Origin of the sequence: Paraburkholderia sp. GAS199, assembly GCF_050436585.1 — a bacterium.
GTDB lineage: Bacteria > Pseudomonadota > Gammaproteobacteria > Burkholderiales > Burkholderiaceae > Paraburkholderia.
Genome location: NZ_JBNDMM010000001.1, coordinates 830,177 through 849,902 on the forward strand (window position 1 = coordinate 830,177; position 19,726 = coordinate 849,902).

The following is a 19,726-nucleotide window of genomic DNA, read 5'->3' on the forward strand; positions in this document are numbered from 1 at the left end:
CACACCGTCACGCTTCTTCGGGCAACGGGGCGTTTTCGCCGAGCCACGTGACATGGTCCTTCCAGGCGCCGACGGTCGCGAGGTCGTGCAGTTTTTCCGCGACGACGTCGGACATGGTTCGCACGAGCCTCGACGAGCGCTGCTCACGCAACGTGGCGAGAGCGACCGTCGATCGGATCGCGGGCCGCTCGATCGGCAAAGCCTGTAGTTCGCCGCGCTGGACCTCTTCCTGAATCGCCGTATAGGTGAGCAGCGAATAGCCCAGTCCGCGGCGCACGAGGGCTTTGGTGAGCGTCACGCTATCCACTTCCAGCACGATGCGAAGGTGCACGCCATGCTGCACGGCGGCCTGTTCGAGCACGCGCCGGTTCGCGTGCGGAAAACCCGGCACGATCAGCGGGAGTTCGGCGAGGTCGCGAATTCGCAGCGGCTCGCCGCCGCGCTCCTGAATCAGGGTGTCGCCCGGCGGTCCCACGATCACCATGGCTTCGCTGCAGAGCGGCAATACGTCGAATGCTTCCAATGGCGGCTGGTTGTAGACGATCGCCAGATCGACGCGCCGGTCGAGAAGCCATTCCTGGAGCGAGCTGCTCAGACCTTCGCGCATGTGCAACGCGACGGCCGGCCATCGCTCGCGAAACGCCTCGACGATCGGTGCGGATACCCACACGCCAACGGCCGGCGGCAAGCCAAGCGCAATGTGCCCGCTCAGACGGTCGGTGGAGGCGCGGACCTGTTCGCTTGTCTGCGTGACGAAATTGATGATCATTTCCGCGCGCTCGAGCAATTGCGCGCCCGCGCTGGTGAGCCGCACGCCGCGTCCGTACCGCACGAATAGCGAGGTTCCGAGCTCTGCTTCGAGCTTGGCGATCTGCCTGCTGAGCGCGGGTTGGGCAATATAAAGTTCGGCCGCCGCCCGGCTGACGCTACCCACGCGCGCGATGTGCACGAAGGAACGTAATTCCCTGATTTCGATGATTGTCTCCGATGTTTTTTATTCGTCTTGACCCATGCTATACGAGCATAGCTTCCCATCGAAAAAAGGTTTTTGTCAATAGCGCGGGCTGCGCGCACAGTATCGGGAAAACGGAGACATGCACTTTTGAAGCTCATTTCAGACCCTATCGACCGCACCGCGTCTACAGATAGCAAAGCGGCATGGATGGAGCCCGCAGGCGCGGATCTGCGTTATGTGCTCAGCGGCTCGGGACCTGCCGGCGCCGTCATGATTCACGAACTCGGCGGCAGCATCGAAAGCTGGGACCGTGTCGTCGCGCCGCTTGAAGCGACGATGCAGTTGCTTCGCTACGATCAGCGCGGACAGGGACAATCCGCCCGCGTAAATGCGGCCTTCTCCCTGAACGATCAGCTGGACGACCTGCGCAACCTGCTCGATGCAATCGCGTGGCGCCGGCCGTGCTGGTTGATCGCCGCGGCCGCCGGTGCAGCGATTGCCGTAAGCTTTGCCGCGCGTTTTCCTGACGAAGTTGCGGGCGTCATCCTGTGCGCGCCCGCGCTCGATGTCGACCCGTCACGCGTGCAGTATCTACGTGAACGTGCTGAACTTGCGGTACGCGACGGCATGAGCGCGATTGTCGACGTGACGCTCGACAATTCCTGGCCGCCCATTCTGCGAAACGACAAAGCGGCCTACGACGAATACCGCGCGCGCTTCGTGACGAGCGACCCCACGGGTTATGCATTCGCCAGCCGCGCATTGAGCGAGATCGATCTGTCGGCTGCGCTCGGCGCGTTGGCTTGCCCGTGTCTCGTGCTGGCCGGTGAACACGATCTGCAACGGCCGCCCGAACGTCTCGCGCAGCAAGCGGCGCGTATGACGCAGACCAGCTTCGACGTCGTGCCTTTGGCCGGCCATTTGATGGCTGCGCAACAACCGGCGGAAGTCGCCAGGCGCATCGTCGCTTTTATCGGAAGAACCCAGGTATGAGTCAGATCACGCAACCGGCGATCCTGATGGTTTCGATGGAGCCACCGGCCTCTCTCGAAGAGGAATTCAACGACTGGTACGACACGGAGCATTTTCCGCAGCGCCGTGCATTGCCGGGATTCAGAAGCGCGTCACGTTGGGTTTGTCTGGAGGGCTGGCCGCGATGGATGGCCCTGTACGATCTGGAGTCGCAGGATGCGTTGCATACAGAGGCTTATGTCGCCGTTTCCGGCGCGCATTCGACTCCATGGAGCCGACGAATCCTGCCTCGCACGGTCGGACGTTCGCGAGTTTCGGCAACTAGCATCGCCCGGTTCCATGCAAACGAGCAACTGACTCCCGAAGCCACCGCAAGATTGCTGGTGGCGAGCATCCCGCCAACATCTCAAGGCGAGTCGGCGCAGGATCTGTTCCATACGGTTAGAGAAGCACTCTCGGTACGCGCGGACCTGCTGCAACTGAGCGGATTTATCGAGGAGAACGGCAAGCTCTGGTTATTCGCCGCGTTCGATGCGCCGGTTAGCACGGCTTCTCTCGCGGCGCAGATCGGTCGTCCCCGTGGATGCGGAATTTCGACATTCAATCTGTACATGCCTTATCTGCGCAGTACGTATTGAACGAATCAGACGGTGCGCGGTGACACACCACGCGCATCGGAGCAGTACATAACAAGTGGAGACATTGATGAGACAACTCAAGAAATTGCACGTGCAGGTGCTGATAGCACTCTTGCTCGCCGTGCTGCTCGGCATCTTCGCGCCGACCACAGCCATTGCGATGAAACCGCTCGGCGACGCATTCATCGGATTGCTGCGCATGCTGCTGGCCCCAATCGTATTTTGCACCGTCGTTCACGGGCTTTCGCACGCGCAAGACATGCGCAGCCTCGGCCGGTTGGGCGCAAAGACGCTCATCTATTTCGAAGTAGTCAGCACGCTCGCGCTTTTCGTCGGACTCGTTCTCGTGAACGTGTTCAAGCCTGGTGTGGGATTGCACGCAACCCACATCGAGAGCACGGCGAAAGTGGCGCAGTTCGCCGAGACCGCTGCTCACATGACGGTCACCGACTTTCTGCTCGGCATCGTTCCGTCGACCCTGGTCGGCGCGTTTGCGACCGGCAATATCCTGCAAGTGTTGCTGATCGCGATTCTTGCCGGCATCGCGCTGAATATTTCTGTCGGACGCGATTCGATTCTGTTGCGCGGTATCGGAGAAGGGCAACGCGTGCTCTTTACGATACTCGGCTTCATCATGCGCCTGGCGCCGCTCGGCGCATTCGGTGCGATGGCGGCGGCCGTGGGCAGTTACGGCGGCGCCACGCTGCTGTATCTCATGAAACTCGTGCTGCTGTACTGGGCAGGCTCGATTCTGTTTATCGTCGTCGTGCTGGGCGGCATTCTCGCCAGTTGCGGACTATCGATTTTCGCGGTGTTGCGCATGATCCGCGAAGAGTTGCTGCTTGTGTTCGGGACGGCCTCCGGCGAAGTCGCGTTCCCGCGTCTCGTGCAGAAGTTGCAACAGGCCGGCTGCGATGAAATGGTCGTCGGCTTCGTGCTGCCGGCCGGCTACAGCTTCAATCTCGACGGCACGGGTATCTACATGGCGCTCTCCGTTGGCTTCATCGCACAGGCTACGGACACGCCGTTCTCGCTGGGTCAGCAGATCGCCTTACTCGGTGTGCTGATGCTCACGTCGAAGGGCGGCACGACGGTCGCCGGTGGGGCGTTCATCAAACTCGCCGCGACGATGGAGTCGGTGCGTGCATTGCCGCTTGGCGGCCTCGGGTTGCTGTTCGGGATCGACCGGCTGATGGCCACCTGTACCGCGCTCACCAACATGATCGGCAACACCGTCGCTGTGTTTGCGCTGGCCCGCTGGGAAGGCGCATTCGATATCAACCGGTTTCGCGCGTACCTCAAGGAGCAGGCCGAGTCCAGAGAGGAGCAGGGCGAACAGCACGCTGCGGCCGCGAACGTTGCGCTCGCCGCGAACAAATCATCCGCGAAATGACACGACGCGTTGTCGATGAAGTCCATGTCGTCGCGACATCAAGCAAAAGGAACGATCCATGAAACGAATTGCTGACCTCGACCCAGACCGTATGACACCGGCGCAGCGGAGCGTCTACGACACGATTGCGAGCGGTCCTCGCAAAGGCGTGCGCGGGCCGCTCGCCGTGTGGCTGCATCGTCCGGAACTCGCGCAGAACGCGCAGGCACTCGGGCGCTACTGCCGCTATGAAACGTCGCTCGAACCACGTCTGTCCGAACTCGCCATTCTCGTCATCGCGCGCATCTGGGGTTCGGAATACGAGTGGTACGCGCATAAACCCATTGCGCTGGAAGCCGGTGTCAGCGCGGAAGTGGCAGAGGCGATCCGCACTCACGCCACGCCCGCTTTTGCTCGCGCGGACGAAGCGGCGATCCACGCGTTCCTGGTGGAGTTGCACCGTGAGCGCAATGTGTCGGATGCCACGTATGCCGAAGCGGTCGAGCAGCTTGGCGAAGACGGCGTCATCGACCTGGTTGGACTTGCCGGCTACTACACACTCATCTCGATGACGATCAACGTTTTTCGGATGTCGCCGCCGACAGGCGCGGCAAACGAACTGGGAGCATGAACGTGAGCGTGAGGCGACTCGAAAACAAGGTAGCAATCGTCACGGGCGCGGGATGCGTCGGTCCAGGTTGGGGCAACGGGCGCGCTGTCGCCGTGCGATTCGCTGAAGAAGGCGCAAAGATCTACGCTGTGGATCGCGACCTCGACGCCATGAACGAGACGATAGAACGGGTGCGCGCAGTAGGCGGAGACATCACCGCCTTCGCGTGCGACGTGACCGATGGCGAAGCCGTATCGCGAATGGTGCAAGGCTGCGTGGAGCAATATGGCCGCGTGGATATCCTCGTGAACAATGTCGGCGGATCCGCGCATGGCGGCCCTGTTTCACTGGACGAGGAGCGCTGGGATGCGCAGATCGCGCTGAATCTGAAAAGCGTCTATCTGACCTGCAAGCATGTACTGCCGGTGATGGAAAAGCAGGGCGGCGGTGCGATCGTCAACACGTCGTCCACTTCCGGCATTCGCTGGACTGGCGCTGCACAGGTCGCCTATGCAGCCTCGAAAGCGGGCGTTATCCAGTTGTCGCGTGTGGTGGCAGTCGAATACGCGAGCAAGGGGATTCGGGTGAACACCGTCGTTCCGGGGCAATTGCATACGCCGATGGTCGAAGCACGACTTGCAGGGCAGCGCGCGGGCGGCGATGTCGAATCGCTTCTGGCCCAGCGCCTCGCCCGCATTCCTCTGGGTTTCATGGGCGACGGACGCGACACGGCCAACGCAGCGCTTTATCTCGCCTCCGACGAAGCGCGTTTCGTCACCGGAACCGAAGTGGTGGTAGACGGTGGCATGACGGTGCGTTGCGGCTGAGGAAAACTGACATGACGAATACATTGAAGGCATCTGCTGGGCCGCTCGAGCATCCGCGTTTGCCGACGCTCTCGCTGCCCGCGGGTAGCTGTGATGCGCACTGCCATATCTTTGGACCCTTCGACAGGTATCCGCTGCCGGCGGACCGAAGCTTCACGCCGCCGCTTGCGCCGGAAAGCGCATTGCGGCAATGGCACGAGGCATTCGGTTTTGCGCGCTCGGTGATCGTGCAAAGTCAGGGACACGGTTACGATCATCGTCCCTTGCTCGATGCGCTAAGTGCGGGTGCGGGGCGATACAAGGGCGTGGCGCTGGTGCGTCCCACGGACCCGGACGAAGTCATTGCGGCCTACGATGAAGCCGGCGTGTGCGGCGCGCGTTTTCACTTTCTCGCGCATCTCGGCGGACGTCCCAATCTGGACTCGATACGTGCCGTTGCCGCGCGCGTTAAGCCGTTCGGCTGGCACCTCGCGATCCACGTCGCGGGAGACAATATCGTCGAATACGAAACGTTCATTGCTTCGCTCGATGCAAACGTCGTGATCGACCACATGGCGCGACCCGACGTGGCGACAGGTCCGGACGGCGCCGAAATGACGGCATTGCGGCGTCTGATGGATACCGGGCGCGTGTGGGTCAAGCTGAGCGGCGCGGATCGCTTGTCGAAGGTCGGCGCGCCGTTCCACGATGCTTTACCGATCGCGCGCAGTATCGCGGCGCACGCGCCGGAACGCGTGCTGTGGGGTAGCGACTGGCCGCACGTCAACCTGCATGGGCCGATGCCCGACGATGGCGATCTCGTCGATCTGATTGCGGATATCGTGCCGGACGAGGAGCGTCGTCAGTTGATGCTGGTGGATAACCCGGCGAAATTTTTCGGCTTCGAATGACGTGATGTTGCGTGGGAGGCGTGCTCGCGTCCCAGCAGAAGTCAAACCATTTCCACGTCTGTCAGCGACTTACCGGCGCCAGCTTCAGCGACAATCCCGCGGCGTGAATTCCCGACGCTGCCGCCTCGGGCAAATCGGCATCGCTCACGATGTGGTCGAAGCGGTCGAGGTCGGCGATCAGATACGTGCTGAAGGTGCCGTATTTCGAACTGGTGGCCAGCAGCACCGTTTGTTCGGCCACTTCCATGGCCGCGCGCTTCACTTCGATTTTTGGGGGCGACGGTGTGGTGACGCCGCGGCGCAAATCCCATGAACTGGCGGAGATGAACGCCACGTCGACGGCGAGTTGCCGCAAGGTGGCCGCCGCGAGTCCGCCGACGCTCGACTGGTTTGCGTGGTCGAGCAGGCCGCCCGTGTGAATCGCGGCCACGTGTCCCGCGTTCATCAGTTCCTGCATAACGGGAAAGTCGTTGGTGACAACGGTGATGTCCGGCAGCGCCAGAATGTGCGGCACGAGAGCGAGCGTGGTCGTGCCCGCGTCCAGGTACGCCGTCATGCCGGGGCGCAGGAACGACGACGCGACCTGGGCGATCGCGCTCTTCTCGGCGGGGTCGATCAGTGCTTTCGAAACGTGGCTCGGCTCGGTGGCCAGCTGGCTCGCCACTCGCACACCGCCGGGCACCGAATGCACGAGTCCTTCGCGCTCCAGCAGCGCGATATCGCGACGCACCGTCATGTGCGAACAGCCCAGCGATTCCATCAACTGATGCAGCGACAAAACCTTGTCGCGCCGGAGCAGGCGCAACATGGCTTCGCGCCGTTGATCGGGAATGAGCGGCGCCGTCGTGGCTGCGTCAGGTTGGGTCTTTTTCGACATGAATGTTCTCGAGATGCGGACCGTTCTGGGACGCCGTCGTGTTAGCCGACGATTCTAGCCGATGACGTCAACCGATGAACATGCTGAGCAGCATCACGCCCGCAAGCCCGATCAGCGATTGCAGGCACAGCATCAGCGTCCAGGTCCGCAGCGTCTGTACGACCGACAGCTGGAAGTACTCCTTGAACAGCCAGAATCCCGAGTCGTTCACGTGCGAGAGCATCACGGCGCCCGACGCGGTCGCCAGCGCCATCAGTTCGGGCGACACACCTGGGTGTGCCATGAGCAGCGGCGCGACGATCCCGCTGGCTGCGACGGTCGCGACCGTTGCCGAGCCCACGCAGATACGCAGCATCGCCGCGAGCGCCCACGCAAGCAGCAGCGGACTGATCGCCCAATGGGTGGAATGCTCGACGATGATCGTGTCGAGATGAATCGACTTGAGCATCTGGCTGAAGCCACCGCCCGCGCCGAGAATCAGCAGGATGGTGCTGAGCGGCGCAATACCCTTGCTGACCATTTTCTGCATGTCCGCGAGCGGATAACGTCCGCGTACGCCGAGCGCGAACCACGCGAACACCACGGCGGCGAGCAACGACAGGATCGGGTCGTTGAGCGACTGGAAGAACACGAACATGCTGCTCTTCTTGTCGGTGTGCGCCATGCCCACCGTTCCGGCCAGCATCAAGCCGGGCGGAATCAGCAGGGAAATAACGGACAGCGGCAACGACGCAGTCGGCGCTTGCGTGTCGAGGTCGCCGCGAGTGCCACCGGGACCCGCCGACAGATCCGGCGCAGGACCGAAAAAGCGCCGCGCCGCGAGCGTAAAGAGCGGCCCGCACACGATGGCGCTCGGAATGGCGATGATCAACCCATACAGCAGCGTGAGACCGGTATTCGCGTGGTAAGCGGCAACTGCCTGCGTGGGCGACGGATGCGGCGGCAGCAGACCATGCGAGACGTACAGGCCCGCGGCGACCGGCAAGCCGATATAAAGCAGGTGGCTACCCGTACGACGCGCGACGGTGTAGACGAGCGGCGCGAGCATGATGAAGCTCACATCGAACAGATGCGGCATGCCGACCAGCAAGGCAGCTGCGCAGATCGTCCACGGTGCGAGCCAGAGCGGCCGTTTGCCGACGAAGGCGTTGGCGACACGATCCGCACCGCCGGTGCCGATCAGGATGCCGCCGAGCACCGCGCCCAGGCCGACCACCGGCCCCGTGCGCGCGAGCGCACCGCCAAAGCCCTTCGTAAAACTCTCGATGCTGTGCTCGGGCGTGACACCGGCCACTAACCCCAGGCCGAGCGCGGTGAGCGTGAGCGCAACGAACGGATTCAGCCTGACGCGTGCAATCAAAAAAATCAGCACGACAATCGCGCCGACCGCCATCGCGATGGTGGCTACCTCTCCCTGCATGGTGTCTCCCCTTGATTATTTAATGCTTTGTTGTTGCTTGTTGTTGGATTCGCTTACGCCACACCCGCGCGCCAGGCTTGCAGCAGCGCTTCGTCGGCGTTCTGAAGATGGTCGAGCGTCAGCAGTTCGCCGGCCGCAACATCGCGCGCGAGCGTGGCGTGCGCGGCGAGATACAGCGGCGCGATATTCGCGGGCATGGCCGCCCGCTCGATCAGCACGGCCTGCACGCCCGTCACGTCATGGTGGTGTCCACCCATCTGCAGCACCGTGCCCGCCTTGATATCCGTGGTGGCGCGACCGGCCAGCACGGTGCATTGCGTCGGCTGGGCAGCGCCTGTCGGGCGGCCGTGCAGCACCGCTTCGAACAGCGTGATCGGTGTTTCCACGCCCATGAAGTGATACGGCAGATAGAGACACGCATAGCGGCCGTTACGGCTGACCACGTGGCCCTTCTGCGCGAGCAGCGCCCACGTGGGAGCGTCGTGTGTGCGTACCACCACGAAGACGCCGCCCGCGAAACTCGCCTCGTCAGGACGACGCAGCATGTTGAACACGTCGATCACGCCGCCGCGCGAGAGCAGGCCGCCGTCTTCACGCAATGCATAGATGTCGGCCAGTTCGACGGTACGCGCCACCGGGTAATGCAGCAATTCGACATCGGGAACGAGACCGGTGTTGGTCGCGACCACGGTCATTTCGCAGTAGTCGGCCGTCGCAGAGGTCTTGCGTCCGCGCAGGGCGGCGCGGCGCGCGGCCAGCGTGGCTTCGATGTCGTCGCCCAGCGTCATCAGCCCGGCGAGTTCCGGCGCGGCGAAGCGCTGATCGAGCTGCGTCACTTCGCCGGTCGCTTCGTCGAATACCAGGTCGTATTCGCTCGACTTGCCCGCCGCGACGATGTCAAGACCGAGCGTGCGGGCCCACGATACCCAACCGATCAGGTTCGACGGCTGGTCGCCGTCCGCGGTCGTGTACACCACGCCCTGACTCGCCGCGAATTGCGCCAGCGAAACGCCGGCCACGGCGTCGACTTCCTTGCTGACCATCGCGACATGGCGTTTCGCCTCCAGTGCCGCGCGGGCGGCGCGATAGCCGACCGACGGATTGCCCGTGCCCTCGACCAGAATGTCGAATGTGCTCGGGTTGAGCAGATTCACGTCGCGCACCAGTGCGATCTGGCCGGGTACCAGCGCGCGCACGCTTTCGAGGTCCGCGCAATCGATCAGCGACGCCGCTTCGTAGCCCAGTTCGAGGCACAACGCGCGCAACCCCGCGAGATCGAGATCGCACAGCACGGTGGGCGCGAGGCGCTCGATCAACCGGCTTTGCGCCAGCAGCGTGCGCGCAAACCCGCCGCCCGCACCGGTCAACGCGTAGCGAACCACCTGCGGTTCAGCGCCGGATGCGACCTGAGAGCGCTGCGCGCCGGCGCGAAAAAGCAATTCGAAGTTCATAAGGGGTGTCCCCGGTAGTTGGTAGAGGCTTGGCGATCGATCGACAACAGGATCTCAGCGACAGCGCGACGAATGGCGAATGCATGCGTCTTAGGGCGGCGCACGCGAGCGGACGATGGCGGCCCGCTTTCTTCACGGCAAATTTAACTTTCATTACCACGCAAGTCAACTTTTATATCATGCTTTAACATATTCGAACATTGCGGCATAATCGGTTGACATCGAAGAGAGAGACGTCATGACTCAAAATCCAGACACGGTCGCCGGCCGACCCTTGCTCGGCTGCATCGCGGACGATTTCACCGGCGCCACCGATCTCGCCAGCATGCTGGTGCGCGGCGGCATGCGCACCGTGCAGTTGATCGACGTGCCGGCGAGCGACGAGCCCGTCGTCGCGGACGCGCTCGTGGTCGCGCTCAAGTCGCGCACGATCCCAGCCGACGATGCCGTCGCCCAGTCGCTCGCCGCGCTCGCGTGGCTCAAGGCGCAGGGCTGCCGGCAGTTCTATTTCAAATACTGTTCGACGTTCGACTCGACCTCCGAAGGCAACATCGGTCCGGTCGCGCAGGCGTTGATGGATGCGCTGGGAAGCGATTTCGCCATTGCTTGCCCGGCGTTTCCGGAGAACGGCCGCACTGTGTATCGCGGCCATCTGTTCGTCAACGATGTGCTGCTCGACGAATCGGGCATGGAGAAGCATCCGCTTACGCCGATGACGGACCCGAACCTCGTCCGCGTGCTGGCTGCGCAGACGACGGTCAAAAGCGGTCTGCTGCGTTATGACGCCATCGCCGCCGGCGAACAGGCCACGCGCGACGCCGCAGTCGCGCTGCGCGCGCAAGGCGTGCGCCTCGCCATCGCCGATGCGATATCCAACGACGATCTGCGCACGCTCGGTTGCGCATTCGCGGAGGCGCCGCTGCTGACGGGCGGCTCGGGTCTGGCCATCGGTCTGCCGGACAACTTCCGCCGCGCCGGTTTGCTGGGCGCGGGCGAACAGGCCGCGGAACTGCCCGCGGTGGGCGGACGCGCGGTCGTGCTCGCGGGCAGCAGTTCGCGCGCGAGTCAGGCGCAGGTCGCACACTGGCGCGCGGACCGGCCGGCGCTGCGCATCGATCCGCTCGCGTTGGCCGCCGGCGAGCCCGTAGTCGACGCAGCGCTTGCGTTCTTTGAAGAACATGCGAACGAAACGGTCCTGATCTACGCGACTGCTGCGCCCGACGAGCTCGGCGCGATTCAGGCGCAACTCGGCGTCGAGCGCGCGGGGCAACTGGTGGAAGGCGCGTTGGCCGCTATCGCGCGGGAACTCGCGCAGCGCGGCGTGCGCCGCTTCGTCGTGGCGGGCGGCGAGACGTCGGGGGCGGTGGTGCAGGCGCTCGACGTGACGCGCTTGCGCATCGGCGCGACCATCGATCCCGGTGTGCCCTGGACACTCGGCGATGGTCCGCAAGGGCCGATCGCGCTCGCGCTCAAATCCGGCAATTTTGGCGGCACGGACTTCTTTGCCCGTGCTCTCGCGCTCCAGTCATAACCAGGACTTCCATGAATCAGGAAAGCACGCTGCGCGAGCAGATCGCGCGCATCGGCAAAAGCCTTTTCGAGCGCGGTTACGCGACGGGAACCGCGGGCAACATCAGCGCGCGGCTCGACGACGGCTGGCTCATCACGCCCACCGACGCCTGTCTTGGCGACCTCGACCCCGCACGCATTGCCAAAGTGAGTACGGCGGGCGAGTGGGTTGCCGGCGACAAGCCCTCCAAAACGCTCGCGCTGCACCGATCCGTCTACGACCATCAGCCCGACATGAAGGCGGTCGTGCACACGCATTCGACACACCTGGTTGCGCTTACGCTCGCGGGCGTCTGGCGCGACAACGATGTGCTCCCGCCGATCACACCGTACTACGTGATGAAGGTCGGTCACGTGCCGCTGATTCGCTATTGCCGTCCCGGCGACCCGCAGGTTGCCGAACGCGTTCGCGAACTGGCCGGCACGGTGCGCGGCGTGTTGCTCGAACGGCTGGGACCGGTGGTGTGGCATCGCAGTCTGCGCGAAGCGTCGGCCATGCTCGAAGAGCTTGAAGAAACCGCGCGCCTGTTTCTGATGATGCAGGCGCAGGGCAAGTCCATTGAACCGCTCGACGAAGATCAGATTGCTGAATTGAGGGAGACTTTTGGGGCGCGGTGGTGAGTGGTGGTGTTAGGGGAGCGCGTAACTTCTAGCGCGGCTGACCTGAAGGTTTGAGTGTGAATGGCCGAAGCGGATCGTCGACGATCCGACGCGACGCGGGTGCGACCAGCATCGAACCGTGCTCAGTCCAATACGGTTACTCGCGCAATTGCGGCGAGTAACCGCTTCGGTGCACATCGCAGGAGCGGCTCGATTCGTGATGGCAGCGCGCGCAACTGAAATGCGCCCGCTCAACGTCAGGACGATGATTAGCGTTCGTTCGCAATCAACTTCACGCGTGCGGCGCGGGCAATGCTTTCGGCGAACAGCGGTGTCTCTCTACGATTATGATCGCTCGACGCACTTTGGCGATCGCGCGCGGCCTGTTCGAAAGAGACGCCAATCTTCTCGATGAAGTCGAGGAAGTCGTCGGTCGGGTGTGAGATAACACTGTTCGTGTATTCCGTCTTGCCATCGGCCGATTCCTTCGCACTCAACTCCCAGATTACCTGGACCTTGGTTCGACCGTGCGGCGTGAAAACGTCCGAAAGCGAGACCATTCGGCAATAGTTCTTCTCTGTCACTTCGCCGACATAATGCTGGACGACCAGACCAGTCCCAATCTGCTCGACATTAATCGACATCCGTCGGCCATCGTCCGTCCAGGTGGCGCCTGCAGCGATATGATCCGGAGGAGCACAGTGCTGATATTCCGCGTCCGGAAGAGCGAAAAGCCAGCTTGCAATATCTATCGCATCAACGGGCACATCAACGACGTGGCTGAATGCACTTTGCGAAAGGACTAGGTCTGCACGAATAGAGGTCATTGCAAAACTCCGCGAAATCGAAAAGGAATAGAAGTACCGCGGAAAGATTGTCCCGTTCGGCTCACTCTGACGCCTTTGCACATGAACGGATATTGTAAATATGCACGGATTGCGTGTGCGGGTAGGAAAGTGAACTTCATGCACGGCAATCGTCCCCTTCGCCATCTGGGCAAAGAACCAAAAAAATTTTTGAGCTGGCTGTAAGACCAACCGCTCTCACGCGACTAATCCCGACTGCTTCAACCTGGCACTCACCAAGTGGGAGGGCGGATGCCTTTGCGTGCGCCTTCCAGGCTGAAGCCCGACAAACCGGACCGGGACGCGGGAGCGATGAAACATGGATTTTGATTTCGAGTGCACGATGTGCGGCAAGTGTTGCCACGATCTGCGTTTGCCATTGACGGTAACCGAGGCGCTTGCATGGCTGAAAGACGGCAACGATGTACAGATTCTCTGCGAAGCGCTGCCGTGGCCTGAAGAGCCACCTGAAGACAATCTTCAGGCCGCACAAAAGCGTCGTCGTTCGTTTGCGGTGATGAGTGGGTCGTTGCCGGCGAGAATCGTGGTCATTCTGGCGGCCACTCATGCGGGCGCGTGCCCGAATCTCCAACCCGACTTGCGCTGCGGCATCTACGAAAAGAGGCCGCTGGTGTGCCGTATCTATCCCGCGGAAATCAATCCATTCATTCCGCTGATGCCGGAGCACAAGGCCTGTCCGCCGGAAGCCTGGACACCCGGACTATCGCCGCTGATGCGCGCTGGCAATATCGTCGATTCGGACATGTTCGCGCTGATCCAGCAATCGCGGCAGGCCGATGCGAACGACGTCGCCGTCAAGCAGAGAGTGTGCGCGTTGCTGGGTATCCATCAGGCTGGCGTGTCGAATGAAGGCTTTGTCGCGCATTCGCCCGATCGTCTCGACCTGTTGACGGCGCTAGATCAGGCAAGCAGCGAACCCGACCTGCCGGTGCAGTCGCCCGACTGGTATTTCGTATCGAACCGCCGGGCGACTGTCGACGTGCTTGCGTCGGTGGGAGCGCTCAGTGCTCTCGTGGATGCAACGAGTACTCCAGCGTTCGAATATTTGGGGTTTTCGACGGCATCTGATTGAAGGCTGCCTCTGCGCAATTCGTCCACGATCGTGGCGACGGCGATCACGATCAACTTACTTGTTCTATACACGGACACCGGCGGCTTTTCGGCAGCCTCTCCTTGCCTGAAATAACGCAACTAACCGTCAAGCCCGAGCGGCGCCCACCTGTTACGACCCACGGCAAGCGACCGTTTGAGTTTCAGGCAATCAAGAAACCATCCCGGGGCGGCGACAGCGTTTTTATCATCTACGGCAAAAGCTGCGGCCAAAGCTTTACCGCGTTCCGAATCGACCGATGCAATGTCTTTCCGTGCAAGCAACGCCAATGCTAGCCTGACACTCGTGCCACAAAGGCGCAGCCAACGTAAAGCCAACGTAAAGCGCAGTCTGCCGGCTTTCATGACGAGGGAGACGAGGATGGTTGCGATATTCAAAGACGAACTTCATGACCAGCTCGGAACATGGCCGCTTGGCTATATCCCCTACGGCGGCGCCGATTTCGGAGAAATCGAAGCGATCGCAGAGTCGGTGGGCGATGGCGATGACAGCGCTTTTTGCGAGGCATGGGTTGCGGCCGCAGATCGACTGATGAGTGACGGTGAGCGCGCCGCCGAGGCAGGGCATCTGCGGAGTGCGCGTGAGAGCTTCCTGAGAGCCGCCTGCTTTTACGGAAAATCGTTTCATCCGCTTTTCGGGCGACCGGTCGATCCACGCGTCGTCGAAGGGTCGAGAAAGCAGATATCCGCATTCAATCGTGGATTGGCGCTGGGCGACGAGCCTGTCGCGCCGCATCGTATTCCCTTCGAGACCGCCTCGTTGCTTGCCTACGTGATTCCGGCGCAGGGGCACGCGAACGAAGTGCGGCCGCTTGTGATCTTCACCAACGGCTACGACGCTGCAATTACCGATCTCTTCTTCGCGTCGGCCGTCGCGGCATCACAGCGGGGCTATCACGCGTTGATCTTCGACGGGCCAGGACAGGGCACGACCTTGATCGAGCATGCCATGACGCTCCGACCCGACTGGGAATCCGTGATCAAGGTCGTCGTGGATTTTGCGCAGACGCTGCCGAACGTGGATCCGCAGAAAATTGCCTTGTGTGGCTGGAGCCTGGGTGGTTACCTCGCGCCTCGCGCTGCATCCGGTGAACATCGCCTCGCAGCATGCGTGGCCGATCCCGCGTTGCCGTCCGTCGCGGACGGTTTTCGCGCCTATGCAATGAAACTCGGCGCGAGCCGGGAAGAGGCGGCGTGCCTTGCCGAAATGCCCGAACCGTTGATGACTCGCCTGGAGCACATCATTGCGACCGACCGGAAATTACAGTGGAGTGTCGTTAAGCGCGGCTACTGGGTCAATGGCGCACTGACGCTGCGCGATTACTTCGCCTCGGTCGAACGCTTTACGATGGATGGACGTGTCGAAGAGATTCGTTGCCCAAGCCTGTTCACCTTGGCGGAAGACGACGCGCTCGCCGCCGGCACGCAGCGTTTCTTTGATGAACTGCGTTGCGCCAAAACGCTTGTTCGATTCAGCAGAGATCAAGGCGCAGGAGAGCACTGCGAAATGCGTAACCGGTCACTTGTGAACCGGCGGGTGCTGGACTGGCTGGATGAAGTTTTGCGCTGACCGCTGCTCGCAATGCGCACGAGTTTGAAACGGCGGCCGGCGCGCAGCACGGCTGCTTTGTCGACACCGTTAACGTCCACACGACTCAACTCAGGCGACTGCCGCCACCGTCTCGATTGCGTTGATCGCCTGAAGCTCGCGTTCGTATTGACGTCTTTTAAAGTGTCGGCGGATGGTGTCGGAGACGTGGCGTGCCACCGGCGAGATTTCGGAGGCGCGTGAATAGAGTTCGATATCCGCAGCCGGCAACTCCGGAAAACCTTCCGCCGGCAACAGCACACGGTGACGGTCGTTGACCGCGCTTTCGATCATTATCGACACCGCACTGCCTGCATCGACAGCCGCGAGAAGTCCTTCGTGGTTCAGGCTCGTGTACCCGATGCGCCAGTTGCGCTTGTTGGCATTGAGCGCGGCGATCGCGGCGCGCCGATACAGACATCCGTCTGGAAACACCGCCAATGGCAGCGGATTCGCGCGGTGCACGTCGCTATCGTGTTTGCAGACCCACATCAGACGCTCGCGGCCAAGCGGCTGACCGTCCTGGCGACCCGGATATTTGGTCGCAATAACGAGGTCGATGCCGTCTGCCTCCATCGATTCCAGCATTTTCCAGCTATGCCCACACCGGATTTCCATTTCGATGTTCGGGAAGGTTTTGCTGACTTCGGAGAGGATCGGGGGAAGCAGGCACGACGCGTACGTCTCCGATGTTGCAAGCGTCAGTTTGCCGGTGGCAAGGGCGTGATTGAATGCGAAGAGCGCGTCTTCATGAGCCTCGATGATGCGTTGAGCGAGCGCAGCGAAGCGTTCGCCGACCGAAGTGGGCGTGACCGTCGTCGTGTTGCGCTCGAACAGGCGCTCGCCGACCTGCTCCTCCAGCCGTTTGACCTTCATGCTGATCGCCGACTGGGTACGGTGCTGACGAGCGGCAGCTTGAGTGAAGCTGCGCGTCTCCCAGACCGCCATGAATGTCCTCAACTGGTCGAGGTCGAAGTCTTGCTGCCGCAAGGGAATCTCCTTTAAGCAACTCGAATGAGCGCAATCAAAATGATGCAATTGCCACGGCACCACGATCATTCTAGTTTCATCGGGGCAAAAATCGCAGGTGGGATTCTTGATGGCGAACATCGTGAGGCCGCCAATTGACAACTTGCCCGAAGTTGCTTCCATCTAACGCGTGATCGGCGCCGAATTTAGCGTTTTTCCAACTGGAAAGGCTTTGATTCTAGCCCAATCGCGTCGTCGGTCGCCTGATGCGGACGTCAGCGGAAGCCCATTGATGTAACCCCAATACGGGGACGGCAATGGCCATTCTACCGAGCGCGCCAATGGACGGCCGCTGATGGCAGGGGGAAGAGAGGGAGGTGAATATGGCGATTACCGGAAGAAGGTCTTCCGCGTCAAACAGAAAAACCATCATCTGTCGACGGGGAAGAACCCGGCAAATTTGGTTGTATGGTTGATAACTCTCAGGCTCTAGCTTGCGCCGCCACTCGCCTTTGTCTGGCGACCGTTCTGGCTTTCCCAATGCTTGGGGTTGGCTTTCGGCAATTTTGGCGTGACGCAGTGACTCTGCGGTCCGAGAAGATTTTGGAAGCTCGCCAGGTGAAGCGCCAGTTCAAAATGTTGATAAGGCTTATCAATATGATTGATGTGCCGTCGGGGTCATGGTTCGAGGCCGCTACGACGCGGCCATGATCGACCATCCACGCGCAACTACCGTCCAAGCCGTTTGAGCAGCAGACGCATCGCAGCGGGAATCGGCGCGATCACCGGCACCGAGAACTGTCTTTCGAGTTCCTTTGCCGCCTGGCCCAACGGACCGCCGCCGATAACGACCGCCTCCGCACGATCGGCTTCGATACATCGTGCGACCGCTTCCACCAGTGCCTCCAGCAAGCGCGCAGGGTCCGCCGCGAGCGCAAGCGGATCGCCGCTCGTCAGCCGGATGCCGGTGTACTGCGCGCCGACTCCGAGCGCGTGAACCTTGGCGTCGATCGGTTCCACCAGATCCGGCGTGACCGTGGCAATCCCGAAGCGTCGGCCGTCTTTGGCTGCTTCGAGAATCGAGGCCTCGCAGATACCGACCACGGGCACGTTCGCGATCTCGCGCAACGCTTCGATACCGGGATCGCCAAATGCGCTGATTACGATGCCATGAGCGTGCGCACCGTGCCGCCGACCATTCTCGACCACGCCGGCCGCGGCAGCCTGCAATTGCGGTGCGGTGAGAATCATCGGCTCGCCGTGATCGGCGCTCACGCCGCGGATGGTGAAACCGGGCGGCGCTTCGGCCCGTGCGATGGCGACCATCATCGCCGTCGTGTCGGTCGACGTGTTCGGGTTGATCAACAGGATGTCGTGCATGATCGCTCTCTTCGTTATGCGTGGCTCGCAGCGGTGCCCGTTTCTATCGGAGCTTGCGCGGCGGTTTCGTCGAGTTTATGGCCATAGGTTTCCGGTGCAAGCTGAATGCACACGGTGAAGATCGCGTACATCGCGGCGATCATGCCGAACACGCCTGCCACGCCATTCATATCGAACATGCGTCCGGAGATCAGCGGCATCAGCGCACCCGCCGTCGTGCCGGTCGCGAGAATGAACGACGTGCCGAATGCGCGCACACGCGTGGGGAACAGTTCCGGCGCGTAGATCCAGATGGTCGTGTTGAGCATCAGCACGAAAAACTGGAAGAGCGCACCGCACGCCAGCACGATCACGATGTTTTTCGCGAGGAAGCCGAAGGCGAGGGCAGCCAGGCACGCGCACACCGCGCCGACCGTCAGCACGCGTTTGCGCGGCAGGTGATAGCCGAGCAGTGACGCCGCCAGCGTGCCGGCAAAGCTGCCGCCCTGCATGATCAGCGTGTAGACGAGACTACGCGTGATCGTGAAGCCCTGAGCGACGAGAATCGTCGGCATCAGCGTGAGGACGGAAATCTGCGCACCGTAGGTCATCCAGATCGCGACGCCGACGGAAGCCGTGCGACGCAGCAGCTTGCCGCGAAAGATATCGAGCACGTTGACGCGTGCGGTGGCCGGATCGGAGAGATCGTCGCCGGAGATGTACGGCGTAACCGGTGTGACGCCGGAAAGTTTGCCGGACGCCAGTTTCGACAATACGCCGTTGGTCTCGGCAATGCGCCCCTTCGACAGCAGGAAACGCGGCGTCTCCGGAATCAACCGGCGATAGAACGCCCCGAGAATTGCGGGCAGCACCAGGCATGCGAAAAGCCAGCGCCAGCCTTCTGCGCCCGGAAAAATGGCGAACACCAGCAGCCCAAATGCAGGTGCGAGGAAATTGCCAATTCCGCCCGCGCCGACGTTCACGAGTCCCACGGCGGTGCCGCGGAATTTCTGCGAGCAGAACTCGGCAAGCATCGTGACTGCCACGGCAACCTCGCCGCCCAATCCGAAGCCGACGATCGCGCGGCCCACGCACAGTATCTGGAACGACGGCGCGAGGGCGCAAAGGATCGCGCCCAGCGTGAAGAGCAGCAGATCGGCGGTCAGCATGACGCGACGGCCCCAGCGGTCGGCGATGTAGCCCGAGACGAGCCGTCCGATGGCCGCGGCGGCGAACGTGACCGTGTTGAGCATGCCGATGTCGGTGGCCGTCAGTCCCCACTGCTGACGCAACAGCGGCGCGATCAGGCCGATGGAGTTCTGCTCGAAGCTATCGAAGAGACAGCCGATCAGGATGAGCCAGATGATGGTTTTGTGCGCCGACGTGACGCCGATGCCATCGAGTGCGCGATCGAGTTGCGCGGAACCTGCGAACGACGAGTCAGACTGGACGTGACCGCTCATGACCGTATCTCCCAATTCCAGCGTAGCGAAGGCGCTGCGCTCTGGATGAAAGCGATCCTATGGTTTCAATTTCCGCGTTTCAAGGAAATTTAAATTTCACCCGATCGATTTCATCGACGACTTGACGGCGCTCTTTTTGCCAGAAGATTGCGCTGCACCGCCAAGGCGTGCAGCTAACCATACGCGGCAC

The 19,726-nt window shown here is 61.9% G+C and carries 19 protein-coding genes; 10 read left to right on the top strand and 9 right to left on the bottom strand.

The annotated features are described in order from the left end of the window. Positions 1-7: 7 nt before the first annotated feature. Positions 8-979, bottom strand: coding sequence for a LysR substrate-binding domain-containing protein (locus tag P3T18_RS03595; protein ID WP_429299033.1), 972 nt, complete (start codon positions 977-979; stop codon positions 8-10). Between the two features lie 123 nt (positions 980-1,102). Between P3T18_RS03595 and P3T18_RS03600 the strand changes: the two genes are divergently transcribed. The 6 genes from P3T18_RS03600 (at position 1,103) to P3T18_RS03625 (ending at position 6,264) form a co-directional block, all read left to right on the top strand. Beyond that, a complete protein-coding gene (locus tag P3T18_RS03600) occupies positions 1,103-1,948 on the top strand; it encodes an alpha/beta fold hydrolase (protein ID WP_429298529.1) in 846 nt (281 codons plus the stop codon). Positions 1,949-1,974: 26 nt separating this feature from the next. After that, positions 1,975-2,565: a hypothetical protein gene (locus tag P3T18_RS03605; protein WP_429298530.1), complete on the top strand. Its 591-nt coding sequence runs from the start codon at positions 1,975-1,977 to the stop codon at positions 2,563-2,565. Positions 2,566-2,632: 67 nt separating this feature from the next. Further along, positions 2,633-3,958 carry a cation:dicarboxylate symporter family transporter gene (locus P3T18_RS03610; RefSeq protein ID WP_429298531.1) on the top strand — a complete coding sequence of 442 codons (1,326 nt, stop codon included), beginning with the start codon at positions 2,633-2,635 and terminating at the stop codon, positions 3,956-3,958. A 58-nt stretch (positions 3,959-4,016) separates the two neighbouring features. Beyond that, the gene (locus P3T18_RS03615) at positions 4,017-4,568 is read left to right on the top strand and encodes a carboxymuconolactone decarboxylase family protein (protein WP_429298532.1); all 552 of its coding nucleotides are present in this window, start codon (positions 4,017-4,019) and stop codon (positions 4,566-4,568) included. Then, positions 4,565-5,374 carry an SDR family NAD(P)-dependent oxidoreductase gene (locus P3T18_RS03620; RefSeq protein ID WP_429298533.1) on the top strand — a complete coding sequence of 270 codons (810 nt, stop codon included), beginning with the start codon at positions 4,565-4,567 and terminating at the stop codon, positions 5,372-5,374. Before P3T18_RS03615 ends, P3T18_RS03620 begins: the two co-directional genes overlap by 4 nt. Positions 5,375-5,385: 11 nt before the next feature. Beyond that, positions 5,386-6,264, top strand: coding sequence for an amidohydrolase family protein (locus tag P3T18_RS03625; RefSeq protein ID WP_429298534.1), 879 nt, complete (start codon positions 5,386-5,388; stop codon positions 6,262-6,264). Between the two features lie 61 nt (positions 6,265-6,325). On the opposite strand, the gene P3T18_RS03630 is transcribed toward P3T18_RS03625, so the two are convergent. The 3 genes from P3T18_RS03630 to P3T18_RS03640 form a co-directional block, all read right to left on the bottom strand. After that, positions 6,326-7,141, bottom strand: a complete 816-nt coding sequence (locus P3T18_RS03630; RefSeq protein WP_429298535.1) for a DeoR/GlpR family DNA-binding transcription regulator — start codon at positions 7,139-7,141, stop codon at positions 6,326-6,328. A 67-nt stretch (positions 7,142-7,208) separates the two neighbouring features. After that, a complete protein-coding gene (locus tag P3T18_RS03635; RefSeq protein WP_429298536.1) occupies positions 7,209-8,561 on the bottom strand; it encodes a gluconate:H+ symporter in 1,353 nt (450 codons plus the stop codon). Between the two features lie 53 nt (positions 8,562-8,614). Continuing rightward, positions 8,615-10,012, bottom strand: coding sequence for a homoserine dehydrogenase (locus P3T18_RS03640; RefSeq protein ID WP_429298537.1), 1,398 nt, complete (start codon positions 10,010-10,012; stop codon positions 8,615-8,617). Positions 10,013-10,250: 238 nt separating this feature from the next. Here P3T18_RS03640 and otnK point away from each other — a divergent pair, with 238 nt between their 5' ends. Together otnK and P3T18_RS03650 are read left to right on the top strand one after the other, a co-directional pair. Then, complete coding sequence (gene otnK / locus P3T18_RS03645) at positions 10,251-11,543, top strand: 3-oxo-tetronate kinase (protein WP_429298538.1); 1,293 nt, start codon at positions 10,251-10,253, stop codon at positions 11,541-11,543. Positions 11,544-11,554: 11 nt separating this feature from the next. Then, the gene (locus tag P3T18_RS03650) at positions 11,555-12,202 is read left to right on the top strand and encodes an aldolase (RefSeq protein ID WP_429298539.1); all 648 of its coding nucleotides are present in this window, start codon (positions 11,555-11,557) and stop codon (positions 12,200-12,202) included. Positions 12,203-12,450: 248 nt separating this feature from the next. On the opposite strand, the gene P3T18_RS03655 is transcribed toward P3T18_RS03650, so the two are convergent. After that, on the bottom strand, positions 12,451-13,008 hold the full coding sequence (locus P3T18_RS03655; protein ID WP_429298540.1) for a hypothetical protein: 558 nt from the start codon (positions 13,006-13,008) through the stop codon (positions 12,451-12,453). Positions 13,009-13,345: 337 nt separating this feature from the next. Between P3T18_RS03655 and P3T18_RS03660 the strand changes: the two genes are divergently transcribed. Continuing rightward, on the top strand, positions 13,346-14,119 hold the full coding sequence (locus P3T18_RS03660; RefSeq protein ID WP_429298541.1) for a YkgJ family cysteine cluster protein: 774 nt from the start codon (positions 13,346-13,348) through the stop codon (positions 14,117-14,119). Between the two features lie 119 nt (positions 14,120-14,238). Here P3T18_RS03660 and P3T18_RS03665 read toward each other — a convergent pair whose 3' ends face one another. Continuing rightward, on the bottom strand, positions 14,239-14,535 hold the full coding sequence (locus tag P3T18_RS03665; RefSeq protein ID WP_429298542.1) for a hypothetical protein: 297 nt from the start codon (positions 14,533-14,535) through the stop codon (positions 14,239-14,241). Between P3T18_RS03665 and P3T18_RS03670 the strand changes: the two genes are divergently transcribed. Further along, on the top strand, positions 14,519-15,727 hold the full coding sequence (locus P3T18_RS03670) for an alpha/beta hydrolase family protein (RefSeq protein ID WP_429298543.1): 1,209 nt from the start codon (positions 14,519-14,521) through the stop codon (positions 15,725-15,727). The genes P3T18_RS03665 and P3T18_RS03670 overlap by 17 nt on opposite strands. A 90-nt stretch (positions 15,728-15,817) precedes the next feature. Here the strand turns inward: P3T18_RS03670 and P3T18_RS03675 are convergent, their stop codons facing one another. From P3T18_RS03675 to P3T18_RS03685, 3 genes are all read right to left on the bottom strand, one after another. Next, positions 15,818-16,735 (bottom strand): LysR family transcriptional regulator, encoded by a 918-nt coding sequence (locus tag P3T18_RS03675; protein WP_429298544.1) that lies wholly within the window; start codon positions 16,733-16,735, stop codon positions 15,818-15,820. A 708-nt stretch (positions 16,736-17,443) separates the two neighbouring features. After that, entirely contained in the window at positions 17,444-18,094 is a 651-nt protein-coding gene (locus P3T18_RS03680; protein ID WP_429298545.1) for an aspartate/glutamate racemase family protein, read from the bottom strand. A gap of 14 nt (positions 18,095-18,108) precedes the next feature. Beyond that, positions 18,109-19,536, bottom strand: coding sequence for an MFS transporter (locus tag P3T18_RS03685; RefSeq protein ID WP_429298546.1), 1,428 nt, complete (start codon positions 19,534-19,536; stop codon positions 18,109-18,111). Positions 19,537-19,726 lie beyond the last annotated feature (190 nt).